2 protein-coding genes are annotated in these 19,140 nt (G+C 73.0%); both read right to left on the bottom strand.

Going from position 1 to position 19,140, the window contains the following annotated elements:
- Positions 1 to 4 precede the first annotated feature (4 nt).
- Positions 5 to 4,642, bottom strand: a complete 4,638-nt coding sequence (locus tag AB0L89_RS06110; protein ID WP_365135028.1) for an amino acid adenylation domain-containing protein — start codon at positions 4,640 to 4,642, stop codon at positions 5 to 7.
- The gene (locus AB0L89_RS06105; protein ID WP_365135025.1) at positions 4,639 to 18,963 is read right to left on the bottom strand and encodes an amino acid adenylation domain-containing protein; all 14,325 of its coding nucleotides are present in this window, start codon (positions 18,961 to 18,963) and stop codon (positions 4,639 to 4,641) included. The genes AB0L89_RS06110 and AB0L89_RS06105 overlap by 4 nt, the downstream gene beginning before the upstream one ends.
- Positions 18,964 to 19,140: the final 177 nt, after the last annotated feature.

Here is a 19,140-nt window from a genome sequence, read left to right as displayed (position 1 = left end):
CATGTCAGTCGAGTCGGTCGAATTCATCGACTTCGTCCTGGGCGAGGTCGAGGAGCGGGAAGTCGGAGGGCGTGTGTCCGCCCGACGCGGGCGCGGTGGTGTGGTCCGCGAGGCCGTGGAGCATCTCCGCCCAGGCCCGCCCGAGCCGTTCGGCCTCCGTGTCCGGCACCAGGGGGGCGGGCCAGTGCAGCGTGAGCGTCAGTTCGGGCCCGTCCGGGGTGTCCCGGACCATCGCTCCGACGTCCAGCAGGTGGCGCAGGGGCGTGCCCGGGTCGGTCGACCCGCCGATGGCGTTGCCGCCGGCCATCTGCCAGGGGCCGCCGGACCGCCCCTCCGCCGCGTCCGCGGCGAACCGTCCCAGGTAGGTGAAGCCGATCCGCGCGGACGGCCGGGCGCCCAGGGCCGGGGCCGTGTCGGGGTTGAGGTGGCGCAGGAGTGCGTGGCCGAGTCCGTCGCCGGGGACCGCGCGCACCTGCTCCTTGGTCGCTTTGAGCAGCTCTCCGGCGGCCGGCCCGCCGGCCCGGACCTCCGCCGGGTCCACGCCCGCCGTGCTCAGCCGTACGGGGTGGGAGCTGGTGAACCAGCCGACCGTGCGGGAGAGTTCCACGCCGTCCAGCGGCTCGCGGCCGTGTCCCTCGATGTCGACCAGGATCCCGGTCGCGGCGTCCGGCCGCCATGATGTGACGGCGCCCGCCAGGGCGGCCAGCAGCACGTCGTCCATGCCGCAGTGGAACGCGACGGTGGTACGGGTCAGCAGCGTCTCGGCCTGCTCCGCCGGTACGGTCCACGAGCGGCGGCGCAGGCTTCGTACGGTGTCGATGGCGGGGTCCAACTCCCGGACTGCGAGCGGAGTTTGCTCCGTCCCCAGGAGGGCGAGCCACTCGTTCAGCTCGGCGCCCCGCCGCTCGCCCACGGCCTGGGTCGCCAGCAGCTCCGCCCAGCGGCGGAACGACGTCCCGACCGGCTCCAGCTCCGGCGCACGCCCTTCGGCAGCCGCCTCGCAGGCCGCCCGCAGGTCCGGCACCAGCACCCGCCAGGACACCCCGTCCACCACCAAGTGGTGTGCCACGACGACCAGTCGGCCGATGCGGTCGGGCCCGGCGTCGACCCACACCGCCTGCACCATCACCCCGGCGGCCGGGGCGAGGCGCTCCGCGGCCTCACGCGCGACCGCCTCCACGCCGTCGGCGCCGATGTCCGCCGCGTCCACCCGTCGGACCAGGCGCGCGGCGTCCACGGATCCCCGCTCGCCGACGATCAGCTTCGGCTCGTCGGGGACCGTGCGGGCCCGCAGCATGTCGTGCGTGTCGAGCACCGCGCCCAGACCGACCGCCAGGACGTCGAGCCCCAGGCCGGCCGGTGCGCCGACGATCACCCACTGCGCGAACCCGGGGCGCGCCGCCCACTCGCCCAGCGCCCGCATCACGGGCGTCCAGGGGACCACGCCGACACCGACGTCGGCCGGCGCGGTCCGCGGCCCGTCCGCCGCCACGACCTGCGCGAGGCGCTCGGGGGTCTTCTCGTCGAAGACCTGCCGGGGCGTCACCACGAGCCCGGCACGACGGGCCCGTGAGACCAGTTGCATGGAGCTGATCGAGTCGCCGCCCAGTTCGAAGAAGCCGTCCTCGACGCCGACCCGTTCCAGACCGAGCACCTCGGCGAACACGTCGCACAGGATCCGCTCGGTGTCGGTGCCCGGTTCCCGGCCCGAGACCCGTCCGGCGAAGTCGGGGGCGGGCAGCGCGGCCCGGTCCACCTTGCCGTTGACGGTCAGCGGCAGCGTGTCCAGGGCGAGGACGGCCGCAGGGACCATGTAATCGGGCAGCCGCTCGGCGACGTACGCACGCAACTCGTCCGTATCCACGTCGCGTTCGGCCGCCGCGACGACGTACGCGACCAGGCGCTTGTCGCCCGGGCCGTCCTGGCGGGCCAGCACCACGGCCTGTCCGACGGACTCGTGCGCGGCGAGGACCGCCTCGATCTCGCCCGGCTCCACGCGGAAGCCTCGGATCTTGACCTGTTCGTCGGCCCGTCCCACGAACAGGATCTCGCCGTCGGGTGTCCAGCGGGTCAGGTCCCCGGTGCGGTACATGCGGCCGCCGTCGTCGAACGGGCAGGCCACGAAGCGTTCCGCGGTCGGTTCCGCCCGCCCCAGATAGCCGCGCGCCAGTCCGGCACCGGCGAGGTACAGCTCTCCCGTCGCACCGGGTGGCACGGGCCGCAGGAACGCGTCCAGGACGTACGCCTGCCGGTTGTCCAGGGGGCGCCCGATGGGCAGCACCTGCGGGCCGCTCACACCCACCGGGAGCAGGTACCGGGTGGCGGCGAGCGTGACTTCGGTCGGCCCGTACAGGTGCCGGACCGTGACCTCGGGGCACACCTCCCGCACCCGTGCCACCGCCCCGGCCGGCACCACGTCACCGCCGGTCAGGACCTCACGAAGGCCGGTGAAGCACTCCGGGGACTCCTCCGCGAGCACCCGGAACATGCCCGCCGTGACGTGTGCCGCCGTCACACCCGCGGCGATCGCCTCCCGCATCCGCCGCGCGTCCACCGCGCCGGGCCCGGCGATCACCACACGGCCGCCGGACACGAGCGGCACCCACACCTCGAAGAGCGTGACGTCGAAGGCGTGCGGGGCGTGCATCAGGACGGCGTCGCCGGGGCCGACGGACCAGCCGGACTCGCCCACGAGGGCAGCCACACCTCCGTGCGGCACCATCACTCCCTTGGGGACACCCGTCGACCCGGACGTGTACATCACGTACGCCAGGTCCTGCGCGCCCACCGGGGCGTCGGCCTCCGGGGCGCGCTGCCCGGCGATCGCCGCCGTCACGTCCGCCTCGTCCAGTACGACGAGCCGGGCCGCCGTGTCCTTCGGGACCGACTCGCGCGTCGCCCGCGTGCACACGACCGCCGCCGGGTCGGAGTCCCCCAGCAGAAGCGCCACTCGCTCCGCCGGGTACTCGGGGTCCACGGGAACGTAGGCCGCGCCCGCCTGCCACACCCCCAACAGCGCGACCAGCAGATCCGCCGACCGCTCCATCAGCACCGCGACACGATCACCCCGGCCCACCCCGAGGCCCGTCAGATACGCGGCGAAACGACCCGACGCGGCAGCCAACTCGGCATAGGAAAGGGTGCGTTCGCCCTCGACGATCGCCGTTGCGTCGGGCGCCCGCCTCACCTGGGACGCGAACAGCTCCGGCACCGAGACACCCGGCACCGGCGCCGCCGTCGCGTTCCACGCCGACACCACCGACGCACGCTCACCCCCACCCACCACATCGATCCGCCCCACCGGCACCGACGGATCCCCGACCATCTGCTCCAGGACCCGCAGGAGCCGCTGCGTCAGCGCGGAGATCTCCTGACGGTCGAACAGGTCGGGGCGGTACGTGGCGCGCACGTGGAGGCGGTCGGTGAGGAGGACGCCGAGGGTCAGGGGGTAGTTGGTGGCCTGGTAGCCGGGTGAGACGACGAAGGCGGGGGTGTCGGGGGCGGTCGGCTCCTGGGGCGGGGCGGGGTAGTTCTCGTAGACGACGAGCGTGTCGAAGACGGCGCCGGGGCCCGCGAGCCGCTGGATCTCGGAGAGCCCGAGGTGCTGGTGGGCGATCAGCGCGGACTGGCGCTCCTGGAGCCGCGCGAGCAGCTCCGCGACCGGCTGTCCGCCGTCGAGGCGGACCCGTACCGGCAGCGTGTTGATGAGCAGCCCCACCATCGATTCCACGCCCGGCAGTTCGGCGGGCCGTCCCGCGACGGTCGCGCCGAACACCACGTCGGTGCGTCCGGCCAGGCGGGCGAGGACCAGGGCCCACGCGCCCTGCACGACGGTGTTCACCGTCAGGCCCTGGGCGCGGGCCAGCTTCACCAGGGCCCGGGTGGTGTCCTGCGGGAGCCGCACCACGGTCTCCTCCGGCAGCACCGGGGTGCCGGAGGAGGCGGTCGGCGCCATGAGCGTCGGCTCGTCCGCGCCGGCCAGCTCCGCCCGCCACGCCTCGCGCGCCGCTTCCTTGTCCTGGCGGCCCAGCCACAGCAGGTAGTCCCCGTACGAGGCGGCCCTCTTGAGGACGGAGGCGTCGCCGCCCGCCGCGTACACGTCGGAGAGTTCGTTCAGGAGGACCGGCATCGACCAGCCGTCCATCAGGAGGTGGTGCGCCGTGACGACGAGTCGGTACCGGCGTGTGCCGAGCCGGATCAGCAGGAGGCGCAGCAGCGGCGGGACCGCCGGGTCGAGCCGCTCCGCCCGCTCCTGCTCGGCCAACTCATCTGCGCGGTCGAGCCGTTCGGGTTCGGTGTGCGCGCGGAGGTCGGCCTCGCGCCAGGGCACGGTGACGTTCCGGGTGATGAGCTGCACGGCCTCGCCGGACTTCCTGCGGTGGAAGCTGGCCCGCAGCGCCGCGTGCCGGTCGAGGAGCGCGTCCCAGGACGTCCGCAGCCGGTCGGCGTCCACCGGGCCCTCGATGTCCAGGGTGAACTGCACGGCGTAGACGTCGGGGCCGCGGTCGTCGAAGTCGGCGTGGAAGAGGAGGCCTTCCTGGAGCGGCGACAGCGGCCACACTCCGGCCAGGGCCGATCCCCGGGCCGGGCCGCGGCCCGGGGCCGGTCGGGTCGCCTCGTGGGCGGAGGTTGATGACTTCACCGGGACAGGCCCTCCTCTAGCTTGGCTGCCAGCGCTTCGAACTGGTCGACCTCGTCCTGTTCAAGGTCGAGGAGATGGAAGTCGGACGGGGTGTGGCCGCCGGCCGCGGGCTCGTCGGTGTGTGCGGCGAGGCCGTCCAGCATCCGCACCCAGGCCCGGCCGAGACGCACCACGTCCGCCTCGTCCAGGAGCCGTCGCGGCCAGCTCAGGGTGAGGGTCAGTTCGGGTCCGTCCGGAGTGTCCCGGACCACCGAGAGCCCTTCCACGACGTGCATCGCGGGCAGGTCCGGTTCGGTGGAGCCGCCGACCGCCGCCGCCCCCGCGAGCTGCCATGCGTCGACGGTGCCCGTGGCCGTGCCCGCGGCGAACCGGCCGAGGTAGTTGAAGCCGATCTGCGCGGCCGGGGCGGCCGCGAGGACGGGGCCGGTCCCGGCGTTGAGCCGGCGGAGCAGTTCATGGCCGAGGCCGTCGCCGGGCACGGCCCGGACCTGCTCCTTGACGGCCTTCACCAACGTACCCGCCGCCGGGCCGCCCGCCATAGCGTCGTCCAGGTCGGCGCCGGTCACCGCCAGCCGGACCGGGTGCACGCCGGTGAACCAGCCGACGGTGCGCGACAGGTCCACGCCCTCCAGCGGCTCGCGGCCGTGCCCCTCGACCTCGACCAGGAGTCCCCCTGCGGTCTCCGGCCGCCAGTTCGCGACGGCGCCCGCCAGGGTGGCGAGCAACACCTCGCGCACGCCGCAGTGGAAGACGCCGGGGGTGCGGCCCACCAGGGTGGCCGCCTGCTCGGGCGGCAGCGTCCACGAGCGGCGGCGCAGCGACTCCGCCGTGTCCACCAGAGGGTCCAACATCCGCTTGCCCAGGAGGGGTTGGGCCTGCCCCAGGAGTTCAGTCCAGCCCTCCAGCTCGGCGATCCGGCTCTCCTGGTGGGCCTGTCCTGCGAGCAGGTGCGCCCAGCGCCGGAACGACGTCCCCACCGGGTCGAGCGCCGGCGCGCGTCCGGCCGCCGCCGCCTCGCAGGCCGCCTGGAGGTCGGGGAGCAGCACCCGCCAGGACACCCCGTCCACGACCAAGTGGTGCACCACCAGGACGACCCGGCCCGTGCGCGCGGGTCCCGCGTCGATCCACACCGCCCGCGCCATGACGCCGGACGCGGGATCGAGCAGCCGGGCCGCCTCGTGCGCGGCGCGTCCCGCGATCTCGTCGAGCGCGGCGTCCGCAGCCATGGCGTGCGCGTCCACGGCCTGCGCGTCCACGCGCGCGACCAGGGCACCGGCGTCCGGCGTGCCCCGCTCCCCGACGATCAGCCTCGGCTCGCCCGGCACGGTCCGGGCCCGCAGCATGTCGTGGGTGTCGAGCAGCGCGGCGAGGCCCGCCGTCAGCACGTCGAGGCCGAGCCCGGCCGGTGCGCCGACGGTCATCCACTGGGCGAAGCGCGCGCCCGTGGCCCGTTCGCCGAACGCCCGCATCACCGGCGTCCAGGGCACCTCGCCCACACCCACGTCCGTGACGTCGGCGGCGCGTCCCGCCGCCCCCGCGGCCTCCACGACGGCCGCCAGACGCTCGGGGGTCTTCTCCTCGAACACGTGTCGCGGCGTCATGACCAGTCCCGCCCGGCGTGCCCGCGAGACCAGTTGCATGGAGCTGATCGAATCGCCGCCCAGCTCGAAGAAGCCGTCGTCGGCGCCGACCCGTTCGAGGCCCAGCATCTGGGCGAACAGATCGCACAGGATGCGCTCGGTCTCCGTGCGCGGCGCCCGGCCCGAGACCCGTTCGGCGAAGTCGGGGGCGGGCAGGGCGGCCCGGTCGAGTTTGCCGTTGGCGGTGAGCGGCAGCGCGGCCAGGACCAGGACCGCCGTCGGCACCATGTGCTCGGGCAGCAGACCGGCGACGTGCGCCCGCACCGTCCGGCCGTCCACCGTCGCCGGGTCGGCGGCAACGTAGCCGATCAGGCGGTGCTCGCCCGGCCGGTCCTCGCGCACCATCACCACGGCCTCGCGCACACCGGGGCAGCCCGCGAGGGCGGCCTCGACCTCGCCGGGCTCGATCCGGTGTCCGCGGACCTTCATCTGGTGGTCGGCGCGCCCCGCGAAGACCAGTTCGCCCGCGCCGGTCCACCGCACGACGTCGCCGGTGCGGTACATGCGCTCGCCCGCGCCGAACGGGCTGGCCACGAACCGCTCCGCCGACAGCCCCGCCCGCCCCAGGTAGCCGCGCGCGAGTCCGGCCCCGGCGACGTACAGCTCGCCCGGCACCCCGACCGGCACCGGCCGCAGGGCCGCGTCCAGCGCGTACACCCGGGTATTGGCGATCGGACCGCCGATCGGTGTCGCGCCGTCGCTCTCGCGCCGGATCGCGCTGACGGTGGAGATGATCGCCGCCTCGGTGACGCCGTACTGGTTGAACATGGCCCGGCCCCGCTGCCAGCGGCGGCGTGCCTCGGGCGGCATGGGCTCGCCGCCGATGATCAGCAGCCGCAGGTCGGGGACGTCCTCCGCGTCCATCTGGAGCAGATGGGTCGGCGTCGTCGCCAGGTGGGTGACGCGCCGCGCCCGCATCAGCCGGCTCAGCTCGTCGCCGGAGGCGTCCAGTTTCGCGGGCGCCAGGACGAGCCGCGCGCCCGCGCACAGCGTGGGCCAGATGTCCGCCATGGAGACGTCGAAGCTGGGCGAGACGAGTTGGAGGACGCGGCTGTCCTCGTCGAGTCCGTACCTGCGGAGGTTGTCCTCGACGACGTTGCGCAGCCCGTGGTGGGGCACGGCGACACCCTTGGGGGTGCCGGTCGAGCCGGAGGTGTAGATGACGTACGCGGCGTTGCCGGGCGCGAGGGGCGCGCGGCGCTCCTCGGGGCTCAGGGGGCCGGCCGCGTACGCCGCGATCTCGCGCACCACCGCGGGGTCGTCCAGGACGACGGTGCGGCGCGTCCGGCGTCCCGGCGCCTCGGTCGTGGGACCGGTCCCCGCGGTGCGGAGCACCACCGCCGGATCGGAGTCCTCCAGCAGGTGCGCCACCCGGTCCGCCGGGTACTCCGGGTCCACCGGGACGAACACGCCGCCGGCCATGGAGACCGCGACGAGCGCCACCACCAGGGCCACGGACCGTTCCACCACGACGGCGACCCGGCACTCCGGTCCCACGCCCGCGTCGACGAGGTACCGCGCCAGCCGTGCCGCCTCCGAGGACAACTCTGCGTAGGTGAGGGCGCGTTCACTCTGTTCGCCGGGCTCGCCACGTTCGCCGCGTTCGCCGGGCTCGCCGTGCTCGCCGCGTTCATCTTGTTCGTCTTGTTCAGCGGTTTCGACCGCCACGGCGTGCGGCGTGCGTGCCGCCTGCCGCTCGAAGAGGTCGACGACGGAGGAGGGCTCCACCGGGACGGCCGAGTCGTTCCACCGCTCGACCACCTGGGCACGCTCGTCGGCCGTCAGGACGTCGACGTCGCTCAGCCGGACCTGCGGATCGGCGGCGACCTGCTCAAGAACGCGCGCCAGGCGCCGCCCGAGCATACGGGCGGTGTCCTCGTCGAACAGGTCCGCGGCGTAGAGGATCTCGCCGTCGAGACCGGCCGGCGCGCCGAGGGCGTCGCGCCGCTCGACCATGGACACGGCGAGGTCGAACCGGGCCGCGAGCCGCGACGGCAGCGGCGCGGGACTCACCCGCACGCCCGGCAGTTCCCACGTGGCCTCGGGCACGTTCTGGAGGGCGAGCATCACCTGGAACAGAGGGGTACGGGAGAGCGACCGCGACGGGTTCAGCTCCTCGACGAGCCGCTCGAAGGGAACGTCCTGGTGCGCGTACGCGGCCAGGTCCGTCGACCGCACCCGCTCCAACAGCTCCGCAAACGTGGGATCACCGCTCAGGTCGGTCCGCAGCACCAACGTGTTGACGAAGAAGCCCGCCAACTCCTCCAGAGCCGCGTCACCACGCCCGGCGACCGGCGTGCCCAAAGGAATGTCCTCGCCCGCACCCATCCGCGCCAGCAACACACCCACCGCCGCGTGCACGACCATGAACATCGTCGCCCGGCCCCGACCCGCCACCTCCACGAGCCGCGCATGCGTCTCCGCGTCCGCCGCCACCGGCACCAGACGCCCCTCGAACGTGGGGACGACGGGCCGCGCCCGGTCCACGGGCAGGGTGAGTTCCTGCGGGATCCCGTGCAACGCGTCCCGCCAGTAGGCGAGTTGACCGCTGACGAGACTGGCCGGGTCGTCCAGCTCACCGAGCACCTCGCGCTGCCAGAGCGCGTAGTCCGCGTACTGGACCGGCAACGGGCCCCACCCCGGCTCACGCCCCTCGCACCGGGCCGCGTACGCAGCCTCCAGATCCCGCGCCAGCACCCCCATCGACCACCCGTCGACCGCCACATGGTGCGCCACGACCGACAGCACGAACTCCCCCGGCCCCGTCACCAGCAGCCAGACGCGCCACGGCACGTCCACCCGCAGGTCGAAGCCGCCGCTCAGCCCCTCGACGAGGGCCTCCGCCACCTGCGCCTCGTCCGTCTGCACGATGGTCAGGGGCGGGCGGCCCGCCCGGCCACGAAGCACCAGCTGGTGCGGGACGCCGTCGATGTCGGGGAAGACCGTGCGCAGGCTCTCGTGCCGGTCCGCCACATCACTGAGCGCCGCCTCCAGGGCGGCCACGTCCAGCACGCCGGAGATGCGCAGTGCCAGCGGCATGTTGTACGCGGCGGCGGCGCCCGGGACGGACTCGTCCATGCGGTTCAGGAACCACATCCGCTGCTGCGCGAACGACAACGGCACCACGTCGGGCCGCTGCCACACGCGCAACGCCACCCGGTCCTCGGTACCGGCACTCGTCTCACCGATCAGCCCCGCAAGACCGGCCACCGTCGGCGCGCCGAACAGCCCGGCGATCCCCACCTCCACGTCCAGCACCGCGCGGACCCGCGAGATCAGCCGCATCGCCAGCAGCGAGTCACCACCCAGATCGAAGAAACCGTCCTCCGCCCCGACCCATTCGAGGCCGAGCACCTCGGCGAACAGCCCGCACAGCATTTCCTCGACCTGCGTACGCGGCTCCCGACCGGACGACCCGATCGCGAAGTCCGGCGCAGGCAACGCCGAGCGGTCCAGCTTCCCGTTCACCGTCAACGGCAACGCATCCAGCACGAGCACGGCCGCCGGCACCATGAACTCCGGCAGTACACGCGCCAGTTGAGAGCGGATCGCGATGACGTCCATGTCCGCGTCCTCGGCCACCACATAGCCGACCAGCCGCCGGTCACCACGGCGGTCCTCCCGCACCACCACAGCCGCCTGCCGCACCCCGGCACACGAGGCGAGAACCGCTTCGACCTCGCCCAGCTCCACCCGGAACCCGCGGATCTTGACCTGGTCGTCGGCCCGCCCCGCGAACAGCAACTCCCCGTCGAGGGTCCACCGGGCCAGGTCCCCGGTCCGGTACATCCGCCCGCCCTCGCCGAACGGGCAGGCCACGAACCGCTCCGCCGTCAGATCCGGGCGCCCCACATACCCCCGCGCCAACCCGGCCCCGGCGATGTAGACCTCACCGACCACACCCGGCGCCACCGGACGCAAGAAGGCATCCAGCACGTACATCTTCACGTTCCCGAGCGGGCGCCCGATCGGCGGCGGCTCGTCGCCCGACCCGATGCCGGGGTCTATCGCTCCGACGGTGGCCATGACGGTCGCCTCGGTCGGGCCATACGTGTTCCACACCCGCGCCTGCGAGGTCCAGCGGGCTGCGAGGTCGGCGGTCAGGAGCTCGGCGCCGAGCACCCAGTTGCGTATGCCCGGCACAGACGCCGGGTCCAGCACACCCAGCAAGGACGGCACCACACTCGCCGTACTCACACCTGCCGTCTCGATCATCCGCGCCAGCGCGGCGGGCTCCGCCCGCTCCTGGCTCGACGCGATGGCCAGGGTTCCGCCGGCGGCCAGGGTGACGGCCACGTCCAGCACCGCCGCGTCGAAGCTGAACGACGCGAACTGGAGGACGGTCACCCCCTCGGCGACCCCGAGGGCGGGCCGCATCACCCCGGCCAGATTCGCCACACCGCCGTGCGCGACGGCCACACCTTTCGGGCGGCCGGTCGACCCGGACGTATAGATCACGTAGGCCAGTTGGTGCGCCAGGATGTGCGTCCCCAGCGGTGCGGCCGACTCCGACGCCAGCGCCGCCACGGTCCCCACCGCATCCAGCAGCACGGTCCGCGCCCCGACGGGTACGTCGGCCAGGGTCGCGGCGGTGCCCAGGACCACCTGCGCGCCGCTGTCGGCCACCATGTACGCGAGCCGGTCGGCGGGGTACTCGGGATCGAGCGGCACGAACGCGCCGCCCGCCTTCCACACCGCCAACTCGCCCAGGACCATGTCGACGCCGCGCGGCAGGCACAGGCCCACCCTCGATTCACGACCGACCCCCAGCGCCCTCAGGTGCCGGGCCAGACGGTTCGCCCGCTCCTCCAACTCCCCGTACGACACCTCGACATCGCCGCACCGCACCGCGACCGCACCCGGCGCCCGACGCACCCGCTCCTCGAAAGACCTCGGCACCAGCGTGTCCGGGCCGACGACCGCCGTATCGTTCCACCGCTCCACCACCTGGGCGCGCTCGTCGGCCGTCAGGACGTCGACGTCGCTCAGCCGGATCCGCGGATCGGCGGCGACCTGCTCAAGGACGCGCACCAGGCGCCCCGCGAGCAGGTGGGCGGTGTCCTCGTCGAACAGGTCCGCCGCGACGAGGACGTCACCGTCGACCCCGGCCGGGGCGCCGCGCTCGTCGCGCCGCTCGGTGAGCGTCACCGCCAGGTCGAAGCGCGCCGCCGGCGCGACCATCGGCAGCGAACCCACCTCCGCACCGGCGAGTTTCCACTCCGGGTCGGGGACGTTCTGGAGGGCGAGCATCACCTGGAACAGGGGCGTGCGGGACACGGATCGGGCCGGGTTCAGCTCGTCGACGAGCCGCTCGAAGGGGACGTCCTGGTGCGCGTACGCGGCCAGGTCCGTGGCGCGTACGCGTTCCAGCAGCTCGGCGAAGGTGGGGTCGCCGCTCAGGTCGGTCCGCAGGACGAGCGTGTTGACGAAGAAGCCCGCCAGGTTCTCCAGGGCCGCCTCACCTCGCCCGGCGACCGGTGTGCCCAGCGGAATGTCCTCTCCCGCTCCCATGCGGGCCAGCAGCACGCCGACGGCCGCGTGGACGACCATGAACATCGTCGCCCGGCCGCGACCCGCGACCTCGACGAGGCGCGCATGTGTGTCCGCGTCCGCCGTCAACGGCGCCAGATGCCCCTTGAACGACGGCACCGCGGGCCGCGTACGGTCCACGGGCAGGGCCAGCTCCGGTGGCACGCCCGTCAGCTCGTCGCGCCAGTGGGCGAGTTGGCCGCTGACGAGGCTGGCCGGGTCGTCGAGTTCGCCGAGTACCTCGCGCTGCCAGAGCGCGTAGTCCGCGTACTGGACCGGCAGCGGGTCCCAGCCGGGCGACCGCCCCTCGCAGCGGGCCGCGTACGCAGTCTCCAGATCCCGCGCCAGCACCCCCATCGACCACCCGTCGACGGCCACATGGTGCGCCACCATCGAGAGCACGTACTCACCCGGAGCCACCATCAACAGCCAGGCCCGCCACGGCACATCCGACCGCAGATCGAAGCCGAGACCTTCGTGCTCCGCCAGCAGGTCGTCGATCTGGCGCCCACCCACCTCGACGGTCCGGAGACGCGGGTGCCCCGCCTCTCCGTGCAGCACCTGCTGGCACGGCACACCTCCCGCCTCCGGGAAGACCGTGCGCAGGCTCTCGTGCCGGTCCGCCACATCGCCGAGAGCCGTGGTCAGAGCGGACACATCGAGCGGACCCGAAATGCGCAGCGCCAGCGGCAGGTTGTACGCCGCCGCGGCACCCGGGACCGAGTCCTCCATCCGGTTCAGGAACCACATGCGCTGCTGTGCGAACGACAACGGCACCACGTCGGGCCGCTGCCACACCCGCAACGCCACCCGGTCCTCGGTACCGGCACTCGTCTCACCGATCAGCCCCGCAAGACCGGCCACCGTCGGCGCGCCGAACAGTTCGGCGATTCCGACCTCCACGTCCAGCACCGCGCGGACCCGCGAGATCAGCCGCATCGCCAGCAGCGAGTCACCACCCAGATCGAAGAAACCGTCCTCCGCCCCGACCCATTCGAGGCCGAGCACCTCGGCGAACAGCCCGCACAGCATTTCCTCGACCTGCGTACGCGGCTCCCGACCGGACGACCCGATCGCGAAGTCCGGCGCAGGCAACGCCGAGCGGTCCAGCTTCCCGTTCACCGTCAACGGCAACACATCCAGCACGAGCACGGCCGCCGGCACCATGAACTCCGGAAGCACGCCGCTCAGGTGTGACCTGATCACCGACACATCTATGTCCGCGTCCTCGGCCACCACGTAGCCGACCAGCCGCCGGTCACCAGGGCGGTCCTCCCGCACCACCACAGCCGCCTGCCGCACCCCGGCGCACCCGGCCAGCGCCGCCTCGACCTCGCCCAGCTCCACCCGGAACCCGCGGATCTTCACCTGGTCGTCCGCCCGCCCCGCGAACAGCAGTTGCCCGTCGAGGGTCCACCGGGCCAGGTCCCCGGTCCGGTACATCCGCCCGCCCTCGCCGAACGGGCAGGCCACGAACCGCTCGGCCGTCAGATCCGGGCGCCCCACATACCCCCGCGCCAACCCGGCCCCGGCGATGTAGACCTCACCGACCACACCCGGCGCCACCGGACGCAAGAAGGCATCCAGCACGTACATGGAGACGTTGCTCAGCGGGCTGCCGATCGGGGGCGGCTGGTCCTCCGGGTCCATTCCCGCGTCCACCGGTCCGACGGTCGCCATGACCGTCGCCTCGGTCGGGCCATACGTGTTCCACACCCGCGCCTGCGAGGTCCACCGACTGGCGAGATCCGCCGTCAGCAACTCCGCACCCAGCACCCAGTTCTCCACACCAGGAACGGTCGCCGGATCCAACACACCCAACAGTGACGGCACCACACTCGCCGTGCTGACGCCCGATGCCTGGATCATTTTCGCCAGCGCGGCGGGCTCCGCCCGTTCCTCGCTCGACGCGATCGCCAGGGTCCCGCCGGCGGACAAGGTGGCCGCCACGTCCAGCACCGCAGCGTCGAAGCTGAACGACGCGAACTGCAACATCACCACACCCGGGCCGAGCCCCAGCGCGGGCCGCATCGCTTCGGCCAGGTTCACGACACCGCCGTGTGCGACGGCCACACCCTTGGGACGGCCCGTCGACCCGGACGTATAGATCACATACGCCAGTTGATCCGGCAGGATGCGCGTGCCCAGCGGTGCGGCCGACTCCGACGCCAGCGCCGCCACGGTCCCCACCGCATCCAGCAGCACGGTCCGCGCCGCCACCGGCACCTCGGCCAGCGTCCCTCCGGAACCCAGCACCACATCCGCGCCGCTGTCGGCGATCACATAGCCCAGACGGTCCGCCGGATACTCCGGGTCCAGCGGCACGAACGCACCGCCCGCCTTCCACACCGCCAACTCGCCGACCACCATGTCGACCCCACGCGGCAGGCACAGACCCACCCGCGCCTCACGACCGACCCCCAGACCGCGGAGGTGCCGGGCCAGACGATTCGCCCGCTCCTCCAACTCCCCGTACGACACCTCGACATCACCGCACCGCACCACCACCGCACCCGGCACCCGACGCGCCCGCTCCTCGAACCGCTCCACGACCGAACCCACCGGCACCGGCCGACGACTCGCCGCGTTCCACCCCTCCACCACCCGCGAACGCTCATCCGCCGCAAGGACGTCGACATCGCTCAGCCGGATCTGCGGATCCTCCGCGACCTGCTCCAGGACGCGTGCGAGACGCTCGGCCAGCGCCCGGCCCGTGCCGTCGTCGAACAGGTCCGTCGCGAACAGAATGTCGCCCGCGAGCCCGGCCGGGGCGCCGCGCTCGTCGCGACGCTCGGTGAACGTCACCGCCAGATCGAAGCGTGCCGCCGGCGCGACCATCGACGCCGAGCGCACCTGCGTGCCCGGCAGCCTCCACTCCGGGTCGGGCACGTTCTCCAGGGCCAGCATCACCTGGAACAACGGATTGCGGGACACCGACCGCGACGGGTTCAGCTCGTCGACGAGCCGCTCGAAGGGGACGTCCTGGTGCGCGTACGCGGCCAGGTCCGTCGACCGCACCCGCTCCAGCAGCTCGGCAAAGGTGGGGTCGCCGCTCAGATCGGTCCGCAGCACCAGCGTGTTGACGAAGAAGCCCGCCAATTCCTCCAGAGCCGCGTCACCACGTCCGGCGACCGGTGTGCCCAGCGGAATGTCCTCTCCCGCGCCCATGCGGGCCAGCAGCACGCCGACGGCCGCGTGGACGACCATGAACATCGTCGCCCGGCCCCGACCCGCCACCTCCACGAGCCGCGCATGCGTCTCCGCGCCGGTTTCGATGCGCGCTCGTCGGCCCGCGAAGGTGGGGACGACGGGCCGTGCCCGGTCCACGGGCAGTGTCAGTTCCTGCGGGAGACCGGTCAGCGTGTCGCGCCAGTAGGCCAGTTGGCCGCTGAGCACGCCATCCGGGTCGTCGAGTTCGCCGAGCACCTCGCGCTGCCAGAGCGCGTAGTCCGCGTACTGGACCGGCAGCGGGTCCCAGCCGGGCGACCGCCCCTCGCAGCGGGCCGCGTACGCGGCCTCCAGATCCCGCGCCAGCACCCCCATCGACCACCCGTCGACCGCCACATGGTGCGCCACGACGGAGAGTACGAACTCCTGCGGCGCCAAGACCAACAGGCGTACTCGCCACGGCAGTTCGCTTCGCAGGTCGAAGCCGGCGTCCGCGTGCTCCGCCAGCACCAGGTCGGCTTCCCGCTCCTCACACTCCTCGGTCCGCAGGCGCGGCCGTCCGGCCACTCCGTGCAGCACCTGCTGGCACGGCACACCTCCCGCCTCCGGGAAGACCGTGCGCAGGCTCTCGTGCCGGTCCGCCACATCGCCGAGAGCCGCCTCCAGGGCAGGCACATCCAACAGACCCGAAATACGCAGCGCCAGCGGCAAGTTGTACGCCGCCGCGGCACCCGGGACCGAGTCCTCCATGCGGTTCAGAAACCACATCCGCTGCTGCGCGAACGACAACGGCACCACATCCGGCCGCTCCCGTGCCCCCAGCTCCGCCCGGCTCTCCGCGCCACGACCCGACGCCTCACCGATCAGCCCCGCAAGACCGGCCACCGTCGGCGCGCCGAACAGCCCGGCGATCCCCACCTCCACGTCCAGCACCGCCCGCACCCGCGCGATCAGCCGCATGCCGAGCAGCGAGTCCCCGCCCAACGAGAAGAAGGACAGGTCCGTACCGACCTGCTCCAGGCCGAGGACCTCCGCGAAGAGCCCGCAGAGCACGTCCTCCAACGGTGTCGCTGGACCGCGGCCGACACCCGTTCCCGCGGAGTCGGGAGCGGGCAGGGCGGACCGGTTCACCTTGCCGTTCACCGTCAACGGCAGCGCTTCGACGACGAGCACGGCCGACGGGACCATGAACTCCGGGAGGCGGGACGAGACTTGATCCCGGATCGCCCGGGTGTCCGGGTGGTGTTCCGTGTCGGGCACGACGTAGCCGACGAGCCGCCGGTCACCAGGCCGGTCCTCCCGCACCACCACAGCCGCCTGCCGCACCCCGGCACACCCGGCCAGCGCCGCCTCCACCTCGCCCAGCTCCACCCGGAACCCGCGGACCTTCACCTGGTCGTCCGCCCGCCCGGCAAACAGCAGTTGCCCGTCGAGGGTCCACCGGGCCAGGTCACCCGTCCGGTACATCCGCCCGCCCCCACCGAACGGGCAGGCCACGAACCGCTCCGCCGTCAGATCCGGGCGCCCCACATACCCCCGCGCCACACCAGGACCCGCGACATACACCTCACCCGTCGCTCCCACCGGCAGGGGCCTCAGGGACGCGTCCAAGACGTAGACCTGCACGTTGCCCAGCGGGCCACCGATCGGCGGTGCCTCGTCGCCCGCCCCGATCCCCGCGTCCACCGGTCCGACGGTCGCCATGACCGTCGCCTCGGTCGGGCCATACGTGTTCCACACCCGCGCCTGCGAGGTCCACCGACTCGCCAGATCCGCCGTCAGCAACTCCGCACCCAGCACCCAGTTGCGCACACCAGGAACGGTCGCCGGATCCAACACACCCAACAGCGACGGCACCACACTCGCCGTACTCACACCTGCCGTCTCGATCATCCGTGCCAGCGCGGCGGGCTCCGCCCGTTCCTCGCTCGACGCGATCGCCAGCGTTCCGCCGCCCGCCAGCGTCACCACCACGTCCACGACCGCCGCGTCGAAGCTGAACGACGCGAACTGGAGGACGGTCACCCCCTCGGCGACCCCGAGGGCGGGCCGCATCACCTCGGCCAGATTCGCCACCCCGCCGTGGGCGACGGCCACACCCTTCGGGCGGCCCGTCGACCCCGACGTATAGATCACATACGCCAGTTGATCCGGCAGGATGCGCGTGTCCAGCCGCTCGGCGGACTCGGCCACCAGCGCCGCCACCGTCCCCGCATCGTCCAGCAGGACGACACGCGCCTCCCCCACCGGCACCTCGGCCAACGACTCACCGGAACCCAGCACCACATCCGCGCCGCTGTCGGCGATCACATAGCCCAGACGGTCCGCCGGATACTCCGGGTCCAACGGCACGAACGCCCCGCCCGCCTTCCACACCGCCAACTCGCCGACCACCATGTCGACCCCACGCGGCAGGCACAGACCCACCCGCGCCTCACGACCGACCCCCAGACCGCGGAGGTACCGGGCCAGACGATTCGCCCGCTCCTCCAACTCCCCGTACGACACCTCGACATCACCACACCGCACCGCCACCCCACCCGGCACCCGACGCGCCCACTCCTCGAACCGCTCCACGACCGAACCCACCGGCACCGGCCGACGACTCGCCGCGTTCCACCCCTCCACCACCCGCGAACGCTCATCCGCCGCAAGGACGTCGATACGCCCCACCGGCACCGACGGGTCGGCCACGGCCCGCGCCAGGAACGTCAGGAAGGAGCGGTGGGTCGCCCGGAGCCAGTCGCGGCCGTAGCGCGTGGGGTTCGCCTCGAAGGCGATCTCCATTCCCTCGTCCTCGGACCAGCCGCTCACCAGGACGCCGAACTCCTCGACGCGCCGGGTCGACAGGTCGCGGACGGTGCCCTTCTGGTCGCCGAACCACAGGGTCTCGCCGGCCATCGGCATGATGTTGACGTACGGGCCGAAGTGCCAGCGCTCGCCCGTCGGCCAGCCGAGTTCGCGGCGCAGCCGTTCGCCGCGGAATCGCTGGTGGTCGAGGAGGGCGCCGATCTCGCGCCCCGCCTCCCGCGCCAGTTCGACCAGGCTCGCTCCGGCGGTCGCGGGCAGCCGCAGGGGGAGCATGTTCGCCATGGTGCAGGGGGTGCGTCGTGCCTCGTCGGTCGTGCGGCCGGCGACCGGGAGGCTCAGGACGGCCTCGGCCGTTCCGGATGTCCGGCCCAGGAAGGCCGCGACCGCGGCGACGACGAGCCGTGGCCAGCTCACCCCGGCGCGCGTGGCGGTGGCACGCAGCGCGGCGACGGCGGACGGCGGGAGGTGCCCCGACTCCCGTAGGACCTCGGGCGCGCGTTCAGCGGACGGCGACGCGTGGCCGGGAACGCCGATCAGCTCGGGGCGGTCGGCGAAGCGGTCGTGCCAGTGACGGCGATCGGCCTCGTGGTGCTCCGATGCGCGGTAGGCGGCCTCCTGCTCCAGGAGCGCGGCGAGTGTGGCGTGTGTCGGCGCCTCGGGCTCCTGCCCGCGCCGCATCGCCGTGTAGACGTGCGCGACGCGACGGGCCACGAGCGTGCACCCGAAGACGTCCATCAGGAGGTGGTCGTGGCTCTGCAACCAGACGTGGCGGTCGGGGGCGAGGCGGAACAGGCCGTAGGCGGAGGTGCCCTGGCCCGACATCGTTCGCATCCATGCCTCGGCCGCGCCGCGTACGTCGGCGCCGGCGTCGAGGTCCACGACGTGGAGGAGATCTCCTTCCGGGGGTTCGGGGGCCACGATCTGTGCCGCCCCTGTGCCACCCGTCTCCGTCCCGTCCGGCGCGTTTGTCTCCGCGAAACCCACCCGCAGGATTTCCGTTTCGGCGACCACGTGCCGGAGCGCGCGTTCCAATGTCCGCTCGTCGAGAGGCCCCGCTATTTCCACGTACTGTCCGACGCTGTACAGCCTTCGGGAGCCTTCCACCCGCTGCGCCAGCCAGATTCCTTCCTGGGAATCGAACAAGGGCAGGGCGCGAGCAGCATTGCCGGTCATCTTTCCCCCTAGCCGAGCGTTCCGCGTCGGCTGTTTCCTCGACTCCACTCGGGCAGAAACGCATCAGGAACGCCTCAGGACCGTACTCATTTCCGGTACTGGATTCCGAGCCGTCCAACCGGTGTCCAACCGCGCGGTTTACGCACTTGGACGCGCGGCGGGCGGGCACGGAACATG

This window comes from Streptomyces sp. NPDC052114 (assembly GCF_040680155.1).
GTDB lineage: Bacteria > Actinomycetota > Actinomycetes > Streptomycetales > Streptomycetaceae > Streptomyces.
Note: the sequence above shows the minus strand (reverse complement) of the source record. Positions and strands in the feature narration are given on the sequence as shown.